This window comes from Jatrophihabitans sp. (assembly GCF_046262535.1).
Classification (GTDB): Bacteria; Actinomycetota; Actinomycetes; order Mycobacteriales; family Jatrophihabitantaceae; genus Jatrophihabitans.
The window spans coordinates 1-18,637 of the sequence record NZ_JBHEMO010000018.1 but is presented as its reverse complement, the minus strand read 5'-3'; the positions used below and the strand labels follow the sequence as shown (position 1 = coordinate 18,637).

At 69.7% G+C, this 18,637-nt stretch carries 16 protein-coding genes; 1 reads left to right on the top strand and 15 read right to left on the bottom strand.

Annotated features, from left to right (window positions below; genetic code table 11):
- Window positions 1-2 precede the first annotated feature (2 nt).
- The 8 genes from ABR571_RS02015 to ABR571_RS01980 form a co-directional block, all read right to left on the bottom strand.
- A complete protein-coding gene (locus ABR571_RS02015) occupies window positions 3-1,079 on the bottom strand; it encodes an adenosine deaminase (protein WP_409451511.1) in 1,077 nt (358 codons plus the stop codon).
- A gap of 33 nt (window positions 1,080-1,112) precedes the next feature.
- Window positions 1,113-2,399, bottom strand: a complete 1,287-nt coding sequence (locus tag ABR571_RS02010) for a thymidine phosphorylase (protein WP_409451510.1) — start codon at window positions 2,397-2,399, stop codon at window positions 1,113-1,115.
- Window positions 2,392-2,781, bottom strand: a complete 390-nt coding sequence (locus ABR571_RS02005) for a cytidine deaminase (protein ID WP_409451509.1) — start codon at window positions 2,779-2,781, stop codon at window positions 2,392-2,394. Before ABR571_RS02005 ends, ABR571_RS02010 begins: the two co-directional genes overlap by 8 nt.
- A gap of 8 nt (window positions 2,782-2,789) precedes the next feature.
- Entirely contained in the window at window positions 2,790-3,986 is a 1,197-nt protein-coding gene (locus ABR571_RS02000; RefSeq protein WP_409451508.1) for a cytochrome P450, read from the bottom strand.
- A gap of 2 nt (window positions 3,987-3,988) precedes the next feature.
- Window positions 3,989-5,281 (bottom strand): ABC transporter permease, encoded by a 1,293-nt coding sequence (locus ABR571_RS01995; protein WP_409451507.1) that lies wholly within the window; start codon window positions 5,279-5,281, stop codon window positions 3,989-3,991.
- Entirely contained in the window at window positions 5,278-6,426 is a 1,149-nt protein-coding gene (locus ABR571_RS01990; RefSeq protein WP_409451506.1) for an ABC transporter permease, read from the bottom strand. Before ABR571_RS01990 ends, ABR571_RS01995 begins: the two co-directional genes overlap by 4 nt.
- On the bottom strand, window positions 6,423-8,027 hold the full coding sequence (locus ABR571_RS01985; RefSeq protein ID WP_409451505.1) for an ABC transporter ATP-binding protein: 1,605 nt from the start codon (window positions 8,025-8,027) through the stop codon (window positions 6,423-6,425). The genes ABR571_RS01990 and ABR571_RS01985 overlap by 4 nt, the downstream gene beginning before the upstream one ends.
- A gap of 84 nt (window positions 8,028-8,111) precedes the next feature.
- On the bottom strand, window positions 8,112-9,185 hold the full coding sequence (locus ABR571_RS01980) for a BMP family protein (RefSeq protein ID WP_409451568.1): 1,074 nt from the start codon (window positions 9,183-9,185) through the stop codon (window positions 8,112-8,114).
- A gap of 396 nt (window positions 9,186-9,581) precedes the next feature.
- On the opposite strand from ABR571_RS01980, the gene ABR571_RS01975 reads away from it, so the two are divergent.
- Window positions 9,582-10,496 (top strand): hypothetical protein, encoded by a 915-nt coding sequence (locus ABR571_RS01975; protein WP_409451504.1) that lies wholly within the window; start codon window positions 9,582-9,584, stop codon window positions 10,494-10,496.
- Window positions 10,497-10,585: 89 nt separating this feature from the next.
- On the opposite strand, the gene ABR571_RS01970 is transcribed toward ABR571_RS01975, so the two are convergent.
- The 7 genes from ABR571_RS01970 to ABR571_RS01940 form a co-directional block, all read right to left on the bottom strand.
- Complete coding sequence (locus ABR571_RS01970) at window positions 10,586-11,947, bottom strand: rhamnulokinase (protein ID WP_409451567.1); 1,362 nt, start codon at window positions 11,945-11,947, stop codon at window positions 10,586-10,588.
- 76 nt (window positions 11,948-12,023) lie between these two features.
- Window positions 12,024-14,057 (bottom strand): bifunctional aldolase/short-chain dehydrogenase, encoded by a 2,034-nt coding sequence (locus ABR571_RS01965; RefSeq protein ID WP_409451503.1) that lies wholly within the window; start codon window positions 14,055-14,057, stop codon window positions 12,024-12,026.
- Window positions 14,058-14,124: 67 nt separating this feature from the next.
- Window positions 14,125-15,291 carry an L-rhamnose isomerase gene (gene rhaI / locus ABR571_RS01960; protein ID WP_409451502.1) on the bottom strand — a complete coding sequence of 389 codons (1,167 nt, stop codon included), beginning with the start codon at window positions 15,289-15,291 and terminating at the stop codon, window positions 14,125-14,127.
- Between the two features lie 41 nt (window positions 15,292-15,332).
- Window positions 15,333-16,775: an arabinose isomerase gene (locus ABR571_RS01955; RefSeq protein ID WP_409451501.1), complete on the bottom strand. Its 1,443-nt coding sequence runs from the start codon at window positions 16,773-16,775 to the stop codon at window positions 15,333-15,335.
- Window positions 16,772-17,113 carry an L-rhamnose mutarotase gene (locus ABR571_RS01950; protein ID WP_409451500.1) on the bottom strand — a complete coding sequence of 114 codons (342 nt, stop codon included), beginning with the start codon at window positions 17,111-17,113 and terminating at the stop codon, window positions 16,772-16,774. Before ABR571_RS01950 ends, ABR571_RS01955 begins: the two co-directional genes overlap by 4 nt.
- Window positions 17,114-17,134: 21 nt before the next feature.
- On the bottom strand, window positions 17,135-18,238 hold the full coding sequence (locus ABR571_RS01945) for a substrate-binding domain-containing protein (protein ID WP_409451499.1): 1,104 nt from the start codon (window positions 18,236-18,238) through the stop codon (window positions 17,135-17,137).
- A 66-nt stretch (window positions 18,239-18,304) separates the two neighbouring features.
- The coding region (locus tag ABR571_RS01940; protein WP_409451498.1) for an ABC transporter permease subunit at window positions 18,305-18,637 on the bottom strand (333 nt) is incomplete at its 5' end.

Sequence of the window (18,637 nt, the reverse complement as noted above, 5' to 3'; positions counted from 1 at the left end):
GGTCAGGCCATGAGCGCCGCGTAGCCCGGTTTGATCGCGGTGTTGATGATCGCCAGCCGGTCGTCGAAGCCGATGAACGCGCTCTTCATCGCGTTGATGGTGAACCACTGCAGATCGGCCCACTGGTAGTTGAACGCCTCGCTCAGCAGCGTCATCTCGCGGCTCATCGAGGTACCGCTCATCAGCCGGTTGTCGGTGTTGACCGTGACCCGGAACTGCAGGCGGCGCAACAATCCGATCGGGTGCTCGGCGATCGACTTGGCGGCCCCGGTCTGCACGTTCGACGACGGGCACATCTCGAGCGGTATGCGCTTGTCGCGCACGTACTGGGCCAGCCGGCCGAGACGCCCGCCGGCGGTGATGTCGTCGACAATGCGCACGCCGTGCCCGAGCCGGTCGGTGCCGCACCACTGGATCGCCTCCCAGATCGACGGCAACCCGAACGCCTCGCCGGCGTGAATGGTGAAGTGGAAGTTCTCCCGCCGCAGGTACTCGAACGCGTCCAGGTGCCGGCTCGGCGGGAATCCGGCCTCGGCGCCGGCGATGTCGAAGCCGACCACGCCGTCGTCGCGGTAGCGCACGGCCAGTTCGGCGATCTCGCGGGATCGGGCGGCGTGCCGCATGGCCGTGACGATGGCGCCGACCCGGATCGAGCGACCGGCGGCCGCGGCGACGGCCGCGCCCTCACGGAAGCCCGACAGGACCGCCTCGACGACCTGCTCCAGCGTGAGGCCACCCTCGACGTGTTGCTCGGGTGCCCACCGGACCTCGGCGTAGACCACGCCGTCGGCGGCGAGATCCTCGACGCACTCGCGGGCGACCCGCGAGAGACCGGCGACGGTCTGCATCACCGCGACCGTGTGCGCGAACGTCTCGAGGTAGCGCTCGAGGGACCCCGAGTCGGCCGCCTCGCGGAACCACGCAGCCAGCTCGGTCGCATCGGTGCTCGGCAGCGCGCGGTAGCCGATCCGGTCGGCGAGCTCGATGATCGTCGCGGGGCGCAGCCCGCCGTCGAGATGATCGTGCAGGAGGACCTTCGGAGCGGTGGGGATGGACGTGGCATCGAGCGCGACTGGCATGCCGCCACAATCCCACATCGCGAGGCCGACTGATCAGGCGATCCGGTCGATGACCAGCGGCGCCAGGGTCGGCGTCGCGCCGACCTCGTAGCCGCCGTGCAACGCCTCCAGTGCCCGCTCGAAGCGGGCGGGATCGTCCGCGTGCAACTCGAGCAACGGCTCGCCGGCGCGAACCTCGTCGCCCGGCTTGGCGTGCAGGACGATCCCCGCTCCGGCCGACACGGGGTCTTCCTTGCGGGCCCGTCCGGCACCGAGCCGCCACGCGGCGACACCGACGGCGAGCGCGTCCAGCCGGCTCAGGACCCCCGTCGCCGGCGCGGTCACGACGTGCGTCTCGCGCGCGACCGGCAGCGTCGCGGCCGGGTCGCCGCCCTGCGCGGCGATCATGGCCCGCCAGGCGTCCATCGCCCGACCGTCACGCAGCGCGTCGGCCGGATCGATGTCGGTCAGCCCGGCGCAGGTGAGCATCTCCCGCGCCAGCGCGAGCGTCAGCTCGACGACATCGGACGGTCCGCCACCGGCCAGGACCTCGAGCGACTCGCGGACCTCCAGCGCGTTGCCGGCCGTGAGTCCCAGCGGGGTGGACATGCCGGTGAGCAGAGCCACCGTCTGCACACCGTGCGCGGCGCCGAGTTCGACCATCGTGCGGGCAAGTTCCCGGGCGTCGGCCTCGGACTTCATGAACGCGCCGGTGCCGACCTTGACGTCGAGGACGAGGGCGGACGAGCCCTCGGCGATCTTCTTGCTCATGATCGACGACGCGATCAGCGGAATGGACTCGACGGTGCCGGTGACGTCACGCAGCGCGTAGAGCTTGCGGTCGGCCGGCGCCAACTGGTCCCCGGCCGCGCAGACAACAGCGCCGACCGTCGACAGCTGGGCCAGGAACTCCTCGTTGCTGAGCGCTGCCCGCCATCCCGGGATCGACTCCAGCTTGTCGAGCGTGCCACCGGTGTGGCCGAGGCCGCGGCCGGACAGCTGCGGGACCGCCGCTCCGCAGGCGGCGACCAGTGGCGCGAGCGGCAGGGTGATCTTGTCGCCGACACCGCCGGTCGAGTGCTTGTCGACGGTCGGCCGCGGCACCGACGACAGATCGAGCCGCTCCCCCGACGCGATCATTGCGGCCGTCCAGCGCGCGATCTCGACAGCGGTCATGCCCCTCAGCAGGATCGCCATCGCGAGCGCCGACATCTGCTCGTCGGCGATGTCGCCGCGCGTGTAGGCCGCGATCACCCAGTCGATCTCCGGATCGCTCAGTTCCCCGCCATCACGCTTCGTCCGGATGATGTCGACGACATCGAAGGCGGTGGACTCAGCCAAGGGATTCGCGTCCGAACGCGAGCGGCAGGACCTCGATCATCGACTTGACACCCTCAGGGGTGTCGAGCAGCAGGTCGGGGCCGCCGTGCTCCCACAGCAACTGCCGGCAGCGCCCGCAGGGCATCAGCACGTCGCCGCGCGAATCGACACAGGCGAACGCGACGAGCCGGCCGCCGCCCGAGGCGTGCAGCGCCGACACCAGCCCGCACTCCGCGCACAGACCCAGCCCGTAGGAGGCATTCTCGACGTTGCAGCCGGCCACCGTCCGCCCGTCGTCGACGAGCGCCGCGGCGCCGACCGGGAACTGCGAGTACGGGGCGTAGGCGCGGCCCATCGCCTCAAGGGCGAGCCGGCGCAGGGCCGGCCAGTCGATCTCGGTCATGTTTCTCCTCAGTGGACGGTGACGGGCAGCGATCGGACGCCGCGGATGACGAATTCGGGGCGCCGCTGCGGCGGCTCGGCCAGGGCCAGTGCCGGGAACCGGCGCAGCAGCGTGGCCAGCGAGGCCTGCAGCTCCACCCGGGCGAGCGGAGCGCCGACGCAGAAGTGGATGCCCGCGCCGAAGCCCAGGTGCGGGTTGTCGGCTCGGGCGACGTCGAATCGCTCGGGTTCGGCAAAGACCGCCGGATCGCGGTTCGCCGCACCCAGCAGAGCCGCGATCTTCGTCCCCGACTCGACGAGCACCCCGGCGACCTCGGTGTCGGCGGTCGCCGTCCGCTCGAACAACTGCAGCGGCGAGTCGAACCGGATCAGTTCCTCGACCGCGCCCGGCACCAGCGCCGGGTCCGCGCGCAGTCGGCTGAGTTGGTCCCCGTGCGTCAGGAGCGCGGTCATTCCGTTGCCGACCACGTTGACCGTCGCTTCGTGCCCGGCGTTCAACAGCAGGGTGCAGGTCGTGACGAGCTCGTCCTCGCTCAGCCGGGTGCCGTGGGCGTCGGTCTCGGCGATGAGGGACGTGACGAGGTCCTCGCCCGGCTGCGTGCGCCGCCGCGCGACGAGGTCGCGGAGGTACTCGACGAATTCCCGCGACGCTCGCTCGGCCGCCTCCCGCTGGGCGTCGGTCACCGCGTACTCGTACATCTTGACGATCGCGTTCGACCACGGCCGCAACAGCGGCCAGTCGGACTCGGGCACGCCCAGCAGTTCGGCGATCACCTGCACCGGCAGCGGCTCGGCGTAGAGCGGGATCAGGTCGACGATGCCGCCCTCGGCGCCGGCCTCCGCCACGTCGGAGGCCAACCGGTCGGCCAGCTCGGCGATCCGCGGGCGCAGCCGCTCCACGTGCCCACGAGCGAAGGCGCCGGCCACGAGCCGCCGCAGCCGGGTGTGGGTGGGCGGCTCGTTCTCCAGCAGCGAGTTCACGTGGATGAGTTCGAAGAACGGCATCGGCTGCGCCGGGTCCCGCGGGGACCACAGGCGACCGAGGGAGCGGGAGCGCAGCACGGCGTTGGCGGCCGCGTGCGTGAACGTCAACCACATCCCGAGCCCGTCGTGCCATTGCACCGGCGCGTCGGTCCGCGCGGCGGCGAAGTACGGGTACGGGTCGTCCACCACCGCAGACGCCGTCAGGTCGAGGTCGAGCGGCACTCCTACGCGCCCTGTCCCCGCCGCCACGGGATGCCGTCGGCCGCGGGCATGCGTAGTCGTTGGGACGCGATGGCCAGGACGAACAGGGTGATGATCTGCGGGCTGTAGGTGGCGAACTCCGACGGGATGCTGTCGGTCGTCAGGTACCAGACGAGGACCAGGGCGGCGACCACGATCGCCACCACTCCGGCCACCATCCGCTTCTGGTACAGGGCGTAGCCGCCCGCGACGGCGAGCAGGATCGCGACCAGCAGCAACAGCGCGTGGATCGTGGTCCCGCCGTTCTGTTGCTGCAGGCCGTCGGTGTAACCGAACAGGCTGGAACCGGCGAGCAGGCCACCCGGGCGCCAGTTGCCGAAGATCATCGCGGCCAGGCCGATGTAGCCCCGCCCCGACGTCTGGTTCTCGCGGTAGATGCCGGTGTAGTCGACGAGGAACGCACCGGCCAGCCCGGCCAGCGCGCCCGAGACGATCACCGCGCTGGCCTTCATCGTGTACACCTTGACGCCCAGCGTCTCGGCCGCGGTGGGGTTCTCGCCGCACGAGCGCAGACGGAGCCCGAACGCCGTGCGCCACAGGACGAACCAGGTCAGCGGGATCAGCAGCAAGGCGATGATGGTGAACACATTGAGCGACGTGACGATGCCGTCCAACAGGCCGGCGAGGTCAGAAATCAGGAACCAGTGGTGGTGCTGAACCTTCGTCAGCCATGAGGATGCGCCGTGCCAGTTGAGGGTGGTGAAGGCATGCACCTTCGGCGACTGGGTGGGGCCGCCGCCGGCCTTGATCGCGTCGGCCTTCGTGAAGTAGATGCCGGCCAGGTACTTCGTGATGCCGGGCGCGAGCAGGTTGAGCGCGACGCCGGAGATGATCTGGTCGACGCCGAACCCGACGGTGGCGATCGCATGCAGGATCCCGCCGATGAGACCGCCGACGAGACCGCCGACGATGAGCATCCACGGGCTGCCCGACTTGAAGGCGAAGTCGGCGGCGAACCAGGTGCCGAGGATCATCTGGCCCTCGAGGCCGATGTTGACGACGCCCGAGCGTTCCGACCAGAGACCACCGAGACCGGCCAGCATGATCGGGATCGCGGAGTTGATCGCGGCCCCCATGGCGCCGCCGGTGGTGAGGTTCTGCTCGCCGCTGACGATGCGCGTCAGGCTCACGACCGCCAGCCCGATCAATGCGGCCAGGATCAGCCGCGTGGCGCTGCGGTTGACGGCGGCGGTGCGGCGGTCGGCCCGCAGGCTCGAGGTCGGGACGACGTCGGCCGAGGCATCGCGGATGGTCATGCCTCGATCACCTCCGTCCCGGCGGCCGGATCGGTCGTCGGCTCCGCGATCTCTTCGCCGACCCGGCGTTGCTGGCGCTTGAGGCCGAACCGGCGGACGAGCTCGTAGGCGACGACCGCGGACAGCACGACGACCCCCTCGGTGATGGCGACGACCGAGGTCGGGATGTTGCTGATCTGCAGGATGTTCGACGACGTGTCCAGGAAGGCCCAGAGCAGCGAGGTGAAGACGATGCCGAGCGGGTTGTTGCGGCCGAGCAGCGCGATGGCAATTCCGGTGAAGCCGATGCCGGACGGGGTGCTGAGCGAGTAGTTGTGGGCGTCGCCGAGCAGAACCGGCATGTTCACCAGCCCGGCCACCGCCCCGGACAGCAGCATCGCGATGATGACCATCCGTTTGACGTTGACGCCGCTCGCCTGGGCCGCCGAGGCCGAGCGCCCGGTGGCGCGCAGGTCGAAGCCGAACCGGGTGCGGGTGATCAGGAAGTGGAAGCCGACGCCGACGATGACCGCGAGGAAGACGAGGCCGAACACCTTGGTGTGGGCGCCCGGGATCAGCGCGATGCCGCGCACCTGCCCCGAGCCGTTGATGGGCTTGGTGGTCAGGTTCTCACCGGACAGCTGACCCAAACGCTTCGGTGTGAGCAGGTAGGCGATGACCGCCGCGGCGATGAAGTTCAGCATGATCGTGGAGATGACCTCGCTGACCCCGCGGGTCGCCTTGAGCACGCCGGCGATCCCGGCCCAAAACGAGCCGACGAGCATTGCAACGACCACGATGGCGAGCTGGTGCAGGCCGTTGGGCAGCGCGACCTCGCCCCCGAACGCGGCGGCGAGCAACGCGGCCAGCTGGTACTGGCCGTCGACGCCGATGTTGAACAGGTTCATCCGGAAGCCGATGGCGACGGCAACCGCAGAAAGGTAGTAGGTGGTCGCCTGGTTGACGATCGCGGCCATTTGATCGGATTGCGTGCCGTAGTCGACCATCTTCTTCAACGCGTCGTAGGCGTTGTGATGGGTCAGTTGCAGCACGACCGCGGTGATGAGCGCGGCAAATGCCAAGGCGAGCAGGGCGGCGGCGAGGGCGAGCGACAGCCGATGGGCTACCTCGCGGGTGGAGGCGCGACGCCGGACGGCAGCGGTCACGACGCCGAACCCTCGGCGGCAGGAACGGTGCCCGATCCCCGGCTGTCGGCTCCGGTCATCGCCGCGCCCAGCTCGACCGGTGTCACGGTCTTCGGGTCCATCTCGGCCACGAGCCGCCCCCGCAGGATCACGTGCAGCGTGTCGGACATGCCGATCAGCTCATCGAGGTCGGCCGAGATGAGCAGGACGGCCAACCCACCGGCCCGCGCGGCGCGCAGGTGGTCCCAGATGGCGGCCTGTGCCCCGACGTCCACGCCGCGGGTGGGGTGTGAGGCGATGAGCACGCTCGGGTGTCCGCTCATCTCCCGACCGACGACCAGCTTCTGCTGGTTGCCGCCGGACAGCGACGCGGCGGTGACGTCGATGCCGGGTGTGCGGACGTCGAACTCGGCGACGATGCGGGCGGTGTCCTGCTTGGCCGCGGCCACCGAGATGAGCGGACCTCGCGCGTTCGGTTTCTCGGTCTGGTGGCCCAGGATCCGGTTCTCCCACAGCGGCGCCTCGAGCAGCAGGCCCTGGCGGTGCCGGTCCTCCGGTATGTAGCCGATACCGGCCTCGCGGCGGCGCCGCGTCGTCCAGCGGGTGATGTCGCGGTCACCCAACAGGATCCGTCCGGCGGCCGCGGGCCGCAGGCCGAGGACCGCCTCGACGAGCTCGGCCTGACCGTTGCCCTCGACGCCACCGATCCCGACGATCTCGCCCTTGTGGATCGTGAACCCGATGTCGGTGAGCACCGCCCGTCCCGTCGCCGTGCGGACGGTGAGACCCTCGACGGTCAGCTCCGCGACGTCGGTGACGGTGGATTCCCGCAGCTCCGGTACCGGCAGCTCGCTGCCCACCATCAGTTCGGCGAGCTGGCGCGCCGTCGTGTGGCTCGGGTCGACCGTGCTGACAGTGGTACCTCGCCGGATCACCGTGATCTCGTCGGCGACGGCGAGGACCTCGTCCAGCTTGTGCGATATGAACAGGACGGTGAGCCCTTCGGACTTCAGCTCCCGCAGATTGCCGAACAACTCGTCGACCTCTTGCGGCACCAGGACTGCCGTCGGCTCGTCCAGGATCAGGATGCGGGCGCCGCGGTAGAGCACCTTGCAGATCTCGACGCGTTGGCGCGCCCCGACGCCGAGGTCCTCCACTAGCTCGTCCGGATCCAGGTCGAGGCCGTAGGCGTCCGAGATCTCCCGGATGCGCCGGCGGGCTGCCGGCTTGTCGAGCAGGCCGCCGCGCGACGGTTCGGCGCCCAACACGATGTTCTCGAGGACGGTCAGGTTGTCGGCCAGCATGAAGTGCTGGTGCACCATGCCGATGCCGGCCTTGATGGCGTCGCTGGGGGTCGAGAAGTTCACCGGGCGCCCGTCGACCTCGATCTCGCCCTCGTCCGGCTTGTGCATGCCGTAGAGCGTCTTCATCAGCGTCGACTTGCCGGCGCCGTTCTCGCCGACGATGGCGTGCACCTCGCCGCGGCGAACGGTGAGGTTTATGTCCTGATTGGCCACCACGCCGGGATAGCGCTTGGTGATCCCGCGCAGTACGACGGCCGGGGCTGCGGTCGCGACCGGTCCCACGTCCTGGCCGACGTCGGCGGAGCTGTCCGGCTCCATCGCTGCACACACCATCCAAGGGAATGAGAAACGGTCCGGGGCGACGCTATACCGCGCCGTCCCGGACCAGTCCGAACTGTGCGGTCAGATCGTGGTGGGAACCGTGATCGCGCCGCTGATGATCTTCGCCTTGAACTCCTCGATCTTCGCCTTGAACGGCTCGATCTTCGGGTTCGACGTCGCGTAACCGACGCCGTTGTCCTTCAGGCTGAACCGCTTGGAGCCGGCCTGGAACTGCCCCTTGGTGTAGTCGCTGATGAAGTCGAACACCGCGGTGTCGACGCCCTTCAGAGCCGAGGTCAGGATCAGGCTCTTCTCGTCCGCCGGGGCGGACTGGTACTGGTCGGAGTCGACGCCGATGGCGAGCTTGTTGACCGCCTTGGCGGCGTCGAACAGTCCCGCACCGGAACCACCGGCTGCGTGGTACACCACGTCGGCTCCGGCGTTGTACATGCCGAGTGCCGTCGTCTTGCCCTTGGCCGGGTCACCGAAGCCACCGAAGTCCGGTGGCTGGGTCAGGTACTTGACCTGGATCTTGATCGACTTGTCGATCGCGTGCACCCCGGCCTGGTAGCCGGCCTGGAACTTCTGGATCAGCGGCTCATTGACGCCGCCGATGAAGCCGACGTTCTTGGTCTTGGTCGCCAGCGCCGCGGCAACACCGACGAGGAACGAGCTCTCGTTCTCGGTGAAGAGAAGGCTCTCGAGGTTCGGGCCCTTCACGCTGTCGTCGTCGATCAGCGCGAACTTCGTGCTCGGGAACTGCTTGATGATCTTGCCGACGGCCGTTGCGTACGCGAATCCGACCGCGACCACGGGGTTGTAGCCCTGCTGGGCGAGAAGGGTGAGCCGGCTCTCCTTGGCCTGCTCACTCTCGCCCTGGGTCGCGGCGAGCTCCTTCGTCTGCACGCTGAGGGTCGTCTTCGCCTTGTCCAGGCCCGCCGCCGCCAAGTCGTTGAACGACTTGTCGCCGCGGCCGCCGACGTCGTAGGCCATGCCGACCTTGATGGTCTTCGCAGGGGGCTTGCTCGCCCCACCGGCCGGCGACGAACCGCCGCCGGCTCCGGAGGACTTGCCGCCACCGCCACCGCTGCTGCCGCACGCCGCGAGCGCAAGCGACGCGCTCACCACGAGGGCTCCTACCTTCATCCCACGCAGTGCGCGCAAGATCAATCCCCTCACCTTCGTCGAAACCCGGCTGCGCCCGAATCGGGGCTTTTCCCCGACCCCCGACGTGACCGGGGTGATCCGAGCACCGTAATCCCTCGCAGGCGCTCGCTGGAACAGGGGCGCCCGTCGAAATCAGATCGTTGTGCGCGGACGATCTCGGCACAAACGTGATGCGCCCTGACCGCCATGACGACCCAACCGGGCCACGTCGGACAAACCGTGACGCCCCGCGGCCAAACCCCAAGCGTGATGCCCCCTGACCGCCATGGCGGCCACGGTGCGTAACGCTTCGCGCCGGCCCTGGTTGTCCACAGCGAGGGGAACTGTCCACAGGTTGGCATCCGGCCGTGCGAGGCGCCGTACGCGAACTGCACGCTGCCTGACGTGCTCACCCAGGCAGCTGCGCGCGCAGTCCGGACCGCCGACCAGATCGGCCCGGGCGTCTACACGCGCGCCGAGCTGATCGCGCGGGGGTGCACGCGGTCCCAGATCACCGCTCGAGTGGCCGCGAACCGCTGGCGCGCGATCGGCCGAGCCGTCGTTCTGGGCAACGGCGAGCTGACCCACGCCGAGACGTGGGAGGTTGCGGTGCTGAACTGTGGCCCGCGCGCGGTGCTCGCGTCGTTCTCCGCCGCGGAACGTCGCGGCCTGGTGGGCTGGGAACGGGACCCCGCGTACGTTCTCGCGCCGGCCGGCACCCGGTTGCCGCAGCTACCCATTCCTCTCGTGCTGTACCGGGCGCGCCGCCTCGATCCGGCCGCGCTTCACCGCAACCTGCGCTGCCAGCGGATCGAGCCCGCGGTGACGTTGGCCGCGAGGGACCTGCCGAACGCGCGCACCGCCTGCGGCCTGGTGGCAGCAGTCGTCCAGCAGCGGCTCACCACCGTGCCGTTGCTGCGATGCGCGGTCGATGCGGCCCCGACCGCGCGGCATCACCGGGCCCTGCTTCTCGCCCTCGACGACATCGAGATGGGCGCGCACGCGCTCAGCGAGATCGATTTCGTCCGCCTGTGCCGGCGCAACGGGCTACCCGGGCCGGCGCTGCAGCAGGTCCGCCGAGAACGGTCGGGGCGCCGGCGCTACCTCGACGCGGAATGGACGTTGCCCGGCGGGCGTCGGGTCGTCGTCGAGGTTGACGGCGCAGTCCATCTGGCGCCACGCCGGTGGTTCGACGACCAGCTCCGACAGAACGAATTGTCCCTGGCCGGGGCACTGGTGCTGCGCTACCCCAGTGTCGTCGTCCGCACCGAGGAACCCCTCGTGGCCGACCAGCTGCGACGGGCACTCGGAAGCGTCTGACGGTGATGCGCCCGAGGGTGATGCACCCTGACCGCCAGGACGAGCGCAGCGCATCACCCTCATCCTCTGCTGCCCGCACGAGCGAACCGTCAGCGCGGCCGGTAGGTGACGCTGTCGGTGTGGGGCACCCGCGCGCGCAGGTCGCTCAACCCCCCGCTCAGCACGCCGGCGGCGCGGGCCTGCACGAGCACGTTGCCGTACGCCGCCGCCTCGACCGGCCCGGCGATCACCGGCAGCCCGCAGGCGTCGGCGGTGAGCTGGCAGAGCAGCGAATTCTGCGCCCCGCCGCCGACCAGGTGCACGACCTCGACCGGTGCGCCGGCGAGTTCGGCGGCCTCCCGTACCGTCCGGCGGTAGGCCGCGGCCAGGCTGTCGAGGATGCAGCGGGTGATCTCAGCGGGGGTCGTGGGCACCGGCTGGTCCGTCCGGCGGCACTCGGCCTGCAAACGCGCCGGCATGTCCCCGGGCGGCAGGAACTCCGGCCGATCGGGGTCGATGACGCTGCGGCCGGCCGGCAGCGCAGCGGCCTGGGCCAGCAATGCCGGAAGCTCCGCCGATACGCCGCTGCGCTCCCAGGTCCGAAGCGACTCCTGCAGCAGCCACAGCCCCATCACGTTGCGCAGGAAACGCACGGTCCCGTCGACCCCGAGTTCATTGCTGAAGTTGGCCAGCCGCGCCGCCTCCGACGTGACCGGTGCCGGCCGCTCGACGCCCACCAGCGACCAGGTGCCGCATGAGATGTAGGCGAACCGGTCGTCGGCCGCCGGGACGCCGAGCACGGCCGACGCGGTGTCGTGCGAACCCACCGTCCAGACCGGGACGTCGGCCAGCCCGCACTCCGCAGCCACCGACGGCAGCAGCATGCCGATCCGGACACCGGGTTCAGCGACCTCGGGCAGCAGATCCGCCCGCAGGTCGAGCCGCTTGACCAGCTCGGCCGACCAGGTGCGCGAACGCACGTCGAACAGGCCGGTGGTCGAGGCGTTGGTGACCTCGCCGGTGCGTTGACCGGTGAGCCAGTACGCGAAGAGGTCCGGGATCATGAGCAGCGCCGCCGCGTTGCGCAGCGCCCAGCTGTCCCGAGCGGCGACCAGTTGATAGACGGTGTTAAACGGCAACCGCTGTACCCCGGTCACCGCGTACAGCTCCTCGGGCGTGATGACCTGCGCGACCGCGTCGGCGACGCCGTCGGTGCGGGCGTCGCGATAGTGCACCGGGTTGCCGAGCAGTGCCCCGTCCGCGTCGAGCAGCGCGTAGTCGATCGCCCACGAGTCGACGCCGATCCCGGCCAGCGGGTTCGCCTCGCGCCCCGCGATGCGCAGGCCGTCGACCACGCCCGCCCAGAGAGCCAGCACGTCCCAGTGCAGGGTGCCGTTCAGCCGCACCGGCCGGTTGGCGAACCGGTGCACCTCGCGCAGGTGGACATCGTCGCGGCCGACGTCGGCGACCATCACCCGACCCGACGACGCCCCGAGGTCCACCGCCGCGAAGGATCCGCCCGCTGCCACTCGTGCTCCCTTCGTCCGGTCAGCGCAGGAACGCGGCGGCCACGCCCGCGTCGACCGGGATGTGCAAACCGGTCGTCTGCGACAGGTCGCCACCGGTCAGGGCGAAGACCGCGTCGGCCACGTGTTCGGGCAGCACCTCACGCTTGAGCAGCGTGCGCTGCGCGTAGAACGCGCCGAGGTCCTCTTCGGCGACGCCGTACACCGCTGCCCGCTGCGCACCCCAGCCACCGGCGAAGATGCCGGAACCGCGGACGACGCCGTCGGGGTTCACGCCGTTCACCCGGATCCCCAGTTCGCCGAGCTCGGCTGCGAGCAACCGCACCTGATGCGCCTGGTCGGCCTTCGCGGCCCCGTAAGCCACATTGTTCGGGCCGGCGAAGACACTGTTCTTGGACGCGATGTAGACGATGTCGCCGCCCATCCCCTGCGCCTGCATCACGCGCGCCGCCTCACGGGCGACGAGGAACGACCCGCGGGCCATGACGTCGTGCTGCACGTCCCAGTCGGCCGCCGAGGTCTCGAGCAGCGGCTTGGAGATGGACAACCCGGCGTTGTTGACGACGAGGTCGACGCCGCCGAACGACAGCGCGGCCGCCGCGAACGACGCGGCGATGCCCGCTTCATCGGTGACGTCCACGGTCACCGCGACCGCGACGTCGGCTGATCCCAACTCGGCCGCCACCGACGCCGCCGCGGACGCGTCCCGGTCAGCCACCACCACGCATGCGCCCTCGGCCGCGAGCCGGTGGGCGATGGCGCGGCCGATGCCTGATCCACCACCGGTCACAAGGGCGACCCGGGTGGCCAGCACTTTCGGCTTGGGCATCCGGGCCAGCTTGGCCTCTTCGAGGGCCCAGTACTCGATGCGGAACTTCTCCGACTCGTCGATCGGCGCGTACGTCGAGATCGCCTCAGCTCCGTGCATGACGTTGATCGCGTTGACGTAGAACTCGCCCGCCACTCGCGCCGTCTGCTTGTTGGCGCCGAAGCTGAACATGCCGACGCCGGGCACCAGGACGATCGCCGGGTCGGCGCCGCGCATCGCCGGTGATTCGGCGGTGGCGTACTTCTGGTAGTACGCCGCGTAGTCGTCGCGGTAGGCGGCGTGCAGCTCCTTCAGCCGGGCGATCACGTCGGCCAGCAGGGCGGTCGGTGGCAGGTCGAGCACCATCGGCCGCACCTTCGTCCGGAGGAAGTGGTCCGGGCAGGACGTGCCGAGCGCGGCCAGCCGCGGGTGCTCGGCTCGACTGATGAAGTCGAGCACGACGTCGGCGTCGGTGAAGTGGCCGACCTGCGGCCGATCGGTCGAGGCCAGCCCGCGCAGGACCGGCGCCAGCGCGGCGGCTCGTGCCCGCCGCTCGTCGGCCGCCAACGCCTGGACGACGACCGCACCGAACGGGTCCGGCCGCCCACGCTGCGCGATGAACGCCTCGGCGGCCCGGATGATCTCGAGGGAGTTCGCCTCGCATTCGTCACTCGTCGCCCCCCACGCGGTGATCCCGTGGCCGCCGAGTACGCAGCCGATCGCCTGCGGGTTCGTCCGCGCGATCGCGGCGATGTCGAGGCCGAGCTGGAATCCGGGCCGGCGCCAGGGCACCCAGACCACGCGGTCGCCGAAGCACTCGGCGGTGAGCTGCTCGCCGTCGGCCGACGTGGCCAGCGCGATGCCGGAGTCGGGGTGCAGGTGGTCGACATGCGCCCGGTCGACCAGCCCGTGCATGGCGGTGTCGATCGACGGCGCCGCGCCCCCCTTCCCGTGCAGGCAGTAGTCGGACGCGGCCACCATCTCGTCCTCGCGTTCGACGCCGGGGTAGACGTCGACCAGTGAGCGCAGGCGGTCGAGCCGCAGTACCGCCAAGCCGGCCGGCGTCAGCGTCCCGAGGTCGCCGCCGGAGCCCTTGACCCACATCAGGTCGACCGGCTCGGAGGTGACGGGGTCGGTCGCCGTCCCCTTCGCCGACGTGTTGCCGCCCGCGTAGTTCGTGTTCCGCGGGTCGGCGCCCAACCGGTTGGATCGGGCGATCAACTGATCGACGGTGCTTGGTTGTGTCATGTCATCCTTGCCGGTTGTTCTTTTCGGGGTCCCCGCCGAAGCGTGAGCGACGCGAGGGTTGGTGGTGTTAAGCCCCCCAGCCGGCCTGCTGGCCGCCGACGCGTTCGGCGACGATGCGCTCGGCGTAGCCGGACGCGGCGTAAGCCGCCATGGGGTCGGGGTCCAGCCCCTGCTCGGAACGGAGGTCGGCGAGCAGGGGCCGGACGTCGGTGTTGTAAGCGTCCATCAGGACGGCGTTCGCGCCGAGGACGTCACCAGCTCGTTGGGCCGCGTCCAGCACCTCGAGGTCGACGAGCAGCGCCTTCGCGGTCGCTTCCTGGACGTTCATCACCGACCGGATCTGGCCCGGGATCTTCGGCTCGATGTTGTGGCACTGGTCGAGCATGAACGCGATCTCGGTGTCCTCTGCGAAGCCGCCGGCCGTCGCCACCTCGAACATGATCCGGAACAGCTGGAACGGGTCGGCCGAGCCCACCATCAGGTCGTCGTCGGCATAGAAGCGCGAATTGAAGTCGAAGGCGCCGAGCTTCCCGGCCCGCAGTAGGAAGGCGACGATGAACTCGATGTTGGTGCCCGGCGCGTGGTGCCCGGTGTCGACACACACCTTCGCGCGCTCGCCGAGCTGCAGGCAGTGGGCGAACGAGGTGCCCCAGTCCGGCACGTCCATCGTGTAGAACGCCGGCTCGAACAGCTTGTATTCGAGGATGAGCCGCTGGTTCTCGCCCAGGCGCTCGTAGACGGCCTGCAAACCTTCGGCCAGCCGGTCCTGCCGCGCCCGGATGTTGTCCTGGCCGGGGTAGTTGGTGCCGTCCGAGAACCACAGCTTGAGGTCGCGCGATCCGGTCTGGTCCATCACGTCGACGCACTCGTAGAGGTGGTTCAGCGCCTTGCTCCGGATGCGCGGGTCGGGGTTGGTGATGCTGCCGAGCATGTAGTCGTCGTCCTGGAAGACGTTGGCGTTGATGGTGCCGAGCTCGATGCCGAGGTCCTTCGCCGCGGCGGCCAGGACGGCGTAGTCCGCGACCTTGTCCCAGGGGATGTGCAGCGCGACGGACGGGGCGACACCGGTGTAGCGGTGCACCTGCGCGGCGTCGGCGATCTTCTCGAAGGGATCGCGCGGCACTCCCCGCTGGGCGAACACCTTGAAGCGCGTTCCCGAGTTGCCGAACGCCCAGGACGGGAGCTCGACGCGCTGCGTGCGCAGCACCGCCTTGACGGCCTCGCCGTCGACCATGTCTGACCTGCTTTCGTTGCGTAGGCGCGTCAGCGCGGGACTCAGAGCTTGACCTCGACCAGCTCGACCCCGAGCAGGTCAGCGGTCGCCCGCAGGTCGGGCAACAGGTCGCCGATCCCCAGTGCCCAGTGGTGTGAGATGCCGGTAGCGCTCCAGGTGTCGACCCACTCGCCGGGGTCGGCGCCGAAGTCGACGCGAGAGGTGGTGTTGCCGATCTGCAGGACCGGTCCGGGGACAACGGTGCCGGTGGACGCGACGAAGCGAAACGCGCCGTCGCGCTGCTGGGCGATGCCGAACGTGGTGACCGGGCCGTGCTTCACGTCGAACTCGACCGACACTCCCCAACCGCGCTTGCCGTGATAGACGCCGAGGCCGCGCAGCAGCGGGCGGCGCTCGCCGATGGCCAGGTGGGCGGGGCCGTCGTGCCCCATCTCGACGACGTCGTCGTTGAAGTTGAGCGCCTGAAGCTCGGTGAACGAGCCGCCGCCGCCGAGCCGGTCGACGATGAGCATGGCGAGTGAGGTCCGCAGCTCGTACTCGCCGCACGCCGGGATGCCGCGCGCGGTCAGCAGCGACGCGCCCAGGATCATTCCGGCGCCGAGCCGCTCGTGTTGTTCGCCCTCGAGCCCGCGGTGGTAGTAGGCGAGGCTGTGCAGCGCGAAATCGTCGACGAGCCGGTCCAGGCCCAGGGACACCTTGGCGGCCCAGCGGAAGTCGTCGTCGACGACCGAGTCGTCGACCTCGAACACGTCACGGGCCAGGGCGATGCGCTGGTCGACGTCGGCATCCGACACCGCGTCGACCCGAACGCGCAGGTCGTCGAACTCTAGGACCTCCATGTGCCCGCCGAAGTTGGCCGGCACGAGGGTCAGGTCGGTGGAGACGTCGAGCATCCCGGGGTACAGGTGACCCATCAGGCCGTGCCGGCCGGTGCGCAGCGCGCCGCGGACCCCGGCCGCCTTGATCCATCGGCTGATCCGGGCCCACGCGCGCTCGTCCTCGAGGTAACCGGAGACGGAACGGAACGGCACGCCCAGACGCAGGAACGTGTTGGCCATCTCGGGCAGCGGGCAGGCGCCGCAGTAGGCCAGCCACTGCCCGGTGTCGAACGTGGCGTGGTCCATCGCCTCGGTCGGTTGCAGGTTGATCAGCAGGATCGGCGCACCGCTGCGCTGTGCGATCGGCGCAAGCATGGAGGCGGTCATGTAGGTGGTCAGGAAACCGACGATCAGGTCGCACCCGGCGACGCGCAGTTGCTCGGCGGCCCGGGCACCGTCCTCGGCGTCGGAGATGAAGCCGGCGTCCACGACGTCGCAGTCCAGCGCCCGCATGCGTTCGGACACGCGTCGCGCCGACGCCTGCAGCTGCGGCAACAGGTCCGGGAACTGCGGCCAGTACGCACCGAGGCCGCCGGCGACCAGACCGATCTTGGTGCGCCGCACCGTGATGCGCTCCAGCCCGGCCGCTTGGACCACTGCACTCATGAGGAACTCCCTAACTGGTCCTCGAGGTGGAAGATCTCCTCGAGCAGAACGAAGGACTCGTCCGGTCCGCGGCCGGACAGGCCCACGAAGTACTTGCTCATGTCGGCCTGCCAGCGCTCGTTGACCTCGGTGCGGGCCATCGCCTGCTGGGCGGCGTCGAGGTCGTCGGCCTCGACGTAACCGACGAGCAGGCCGTCGGCCCGGGCGAAGATCGAGTAGTTGCGCCACCCGGTGTCGCGCAGCGCGCGGAGCATGTCCGGCCACACGGCCCGGTGCCGCTCCCGGTACTCGTCCAGAAGTTCTGGACGGACCTGAAGCTGGAAGCAGTACCGGGCCATGTGTCGACGCCGTTCAGTCGATCAGAAGTTGAACTGGTCGATGTTGGACTTGTCGAACACGGTCGGCGGCCCGAGGATCACCGACAGCTCACCGGCACCGGCGGCCATCGTGTACGTCTTGTTCAATTTGCCGGACGTGAACGTCGCGCCCGCCTTCAGCTCGGTGCCCGAAGCCAGGCTGGCCGCGGCGTAGCCGGCCAGGTAGCCGAGGTCGGACGGGTTCCACAGCTCGAAGGACTGGGTGGTGCCGTCCTTGATGTACTTGCGCATCTGCGACGGCAGGCCCAGCCCCGTCAGCACCACCCGCTTGGCGATGTCCTTGTGGGTGGAGAGGTACTGGGCGGCCGTGGAGATCCCGACCGTGGTGGGCGAGATGATGCCCTTCAGGTTCGGGTAGGCGGAGAGCAGACCCTGCAGCACGGTGAGCGACGTCGCCGGGTCGTCATTGCCGTAGACGGTCGAGACCAGCTTCATCTTCGGGTACTTGGTCAACTGCTCCTTCATGTACTTGATCCACGCGTTCTGGTTGGTCGCGCTGGCCGCGGCCGACAGGATCGCGATCTGACCGGTGGAGTTGATCTGCTTGGCCAGGAGGTCGACCTCCGACGTCCCGATCTGCTTGGTGTCGGCCTGGTTGATGAACAGATGGTTGGGGCTGCTGCCGCAGGCGATGTCGGAGTCGAACGCGACGATCTTGATGCCCTGCTGGGCCGCTCGGTTCAGCGAGGGGCACAGCGCCGACGGGTCGTTGGCGGCGATGACGATAGCGTCGGCCTTCGCCTGGATCGCCGCCTGGATCGAGGGCAACTGGGCGGCGGCGGTGTCGGCCGTGCCGCTGCTGACCGTCACCGACCCACCTAGTTCGCTGAGCGCCTTCTGGCCACCCTTGTCGGCGAGCACCTCGTAGGGGTTCTGGGTGTCCTTCGGGATGAAGTACACCTTCAGGCCCTTCTTTATGCCGCCCGACCCGCCGGACGCGCCGGACGACGACCCGCCGGGCTTCGCACCCCCGGTGCTGCCGCTCTTGTTCTTCGACGTGGAACTACAGGCGGCCAGAACGCCGCCGGCGAGCACCACGGACAGTGCCGCGGTGGCGACGCGGCGCGCCGTCCGGTTTCCGGTCATTGGTGTTGCCCTTCCCTCGGTGGATGAAGCGGTGATGGGACTGTCGTGTTCTCGCACGTGCCGAGTTCAGTGCGGCCGGGGTGCGGCGCGCCGCCGAACTCGCTCCCGCATCCGACGCAGCGCCTCGCCGCCGTTGGGCACGATGACGCTGATGAGCAGCAGGACGCCGGTGACGATGTTCTGCTTGTCGGCCGAGACGTTGATCTGGGTGAGCGCCATCTGCAGGCTGCCGACGATGATCACCGACAGCACGACGCCGGCGATGGTTCCGCGCCCACCGAAGATGGACACGCCGCCGAAGAGCACGATCGCGACCACGTTCAGTTCGAGCCCGGTGCCGGCGCTGTAGCTCACCGACGCGTTCTGCAGGGTCAGCAGGATGCCGGCGAACGCGCTGAG

Bases quoted from the DNA above. Each gene is read 5' to 3' on its own strand.
- ABR571_RS02015 (WP_409451511.1), bottom strand. From the start codon at position 1,079: ATGCCAGTCGCGCTCGATGCCACGTCCATCCCCACCGCTCCGAAGGTC.
- ABR571_RS02005 (WP_409451509.1), bottom strand. From the start codon at position 2,781: ATGACCGAGATCGACTGGCCGGCCCTGCGCCGGCTCGCCCTTGAGGCG.
- ABR571_RS01995 (WP_409451507.1), bottom strand. From the start codon at position 5,281: ATGACCATCCGCGATGCCTCGGCCGACGTCGTCCCGACCTCGAGCCTG.
- ABR571_RS01985 (WP_409451505.1), bottom strand. From the start codon at position 8,027: ATGGAGCCGGACAGCTCCGCCGACGTCGGCCAGGACGTGGGACCGGTC.
- ABR571_RS01970 (WP_409451567.1), bottom strand. From the start codon at position 11,947: ATGGTCGCCGACGTCGGCCGCGACGATGTCCACCTGCGCGAGGTGCAC.
- ABR571_RS01965 (WP_409451503.1), bottom strand. From the start codon at position 14,057: ATGACACAACCAAGCACCGTCGATCAGTTGATCGCCCGATCCAACCGG.
- rhaI (WP_409451502.1), bottom strand. From the start codon at position 15,291: ATGGTCGACGGCGAGGCCGTCAAGGCGGTGCTGCGCACGCAGCGCGTC.
- ABR571_RS01955 (WP_409451501.1), bottom strand. From the start codon at position 16,775: ATGAGTGCAGTGGTCCAAGCGGCCGGGCTGGAGCGCATCACGGTGCGG.
- ABR571_RS01950 (WP_409451500.1), bottom strand. From the start codon at position 17,113: ATGGCCCGGTACTGCTTCCAGCTTCAGGTCCGTCCAGAACTTCTGGAC.
- ABR571_RS01945 (WP_409451499.1), bottom strand. From the start codon at position 18,238: ATGACCGGAAACCGGACGGCGCGCCGCGTCGCCACCGCGGCACTGTCC.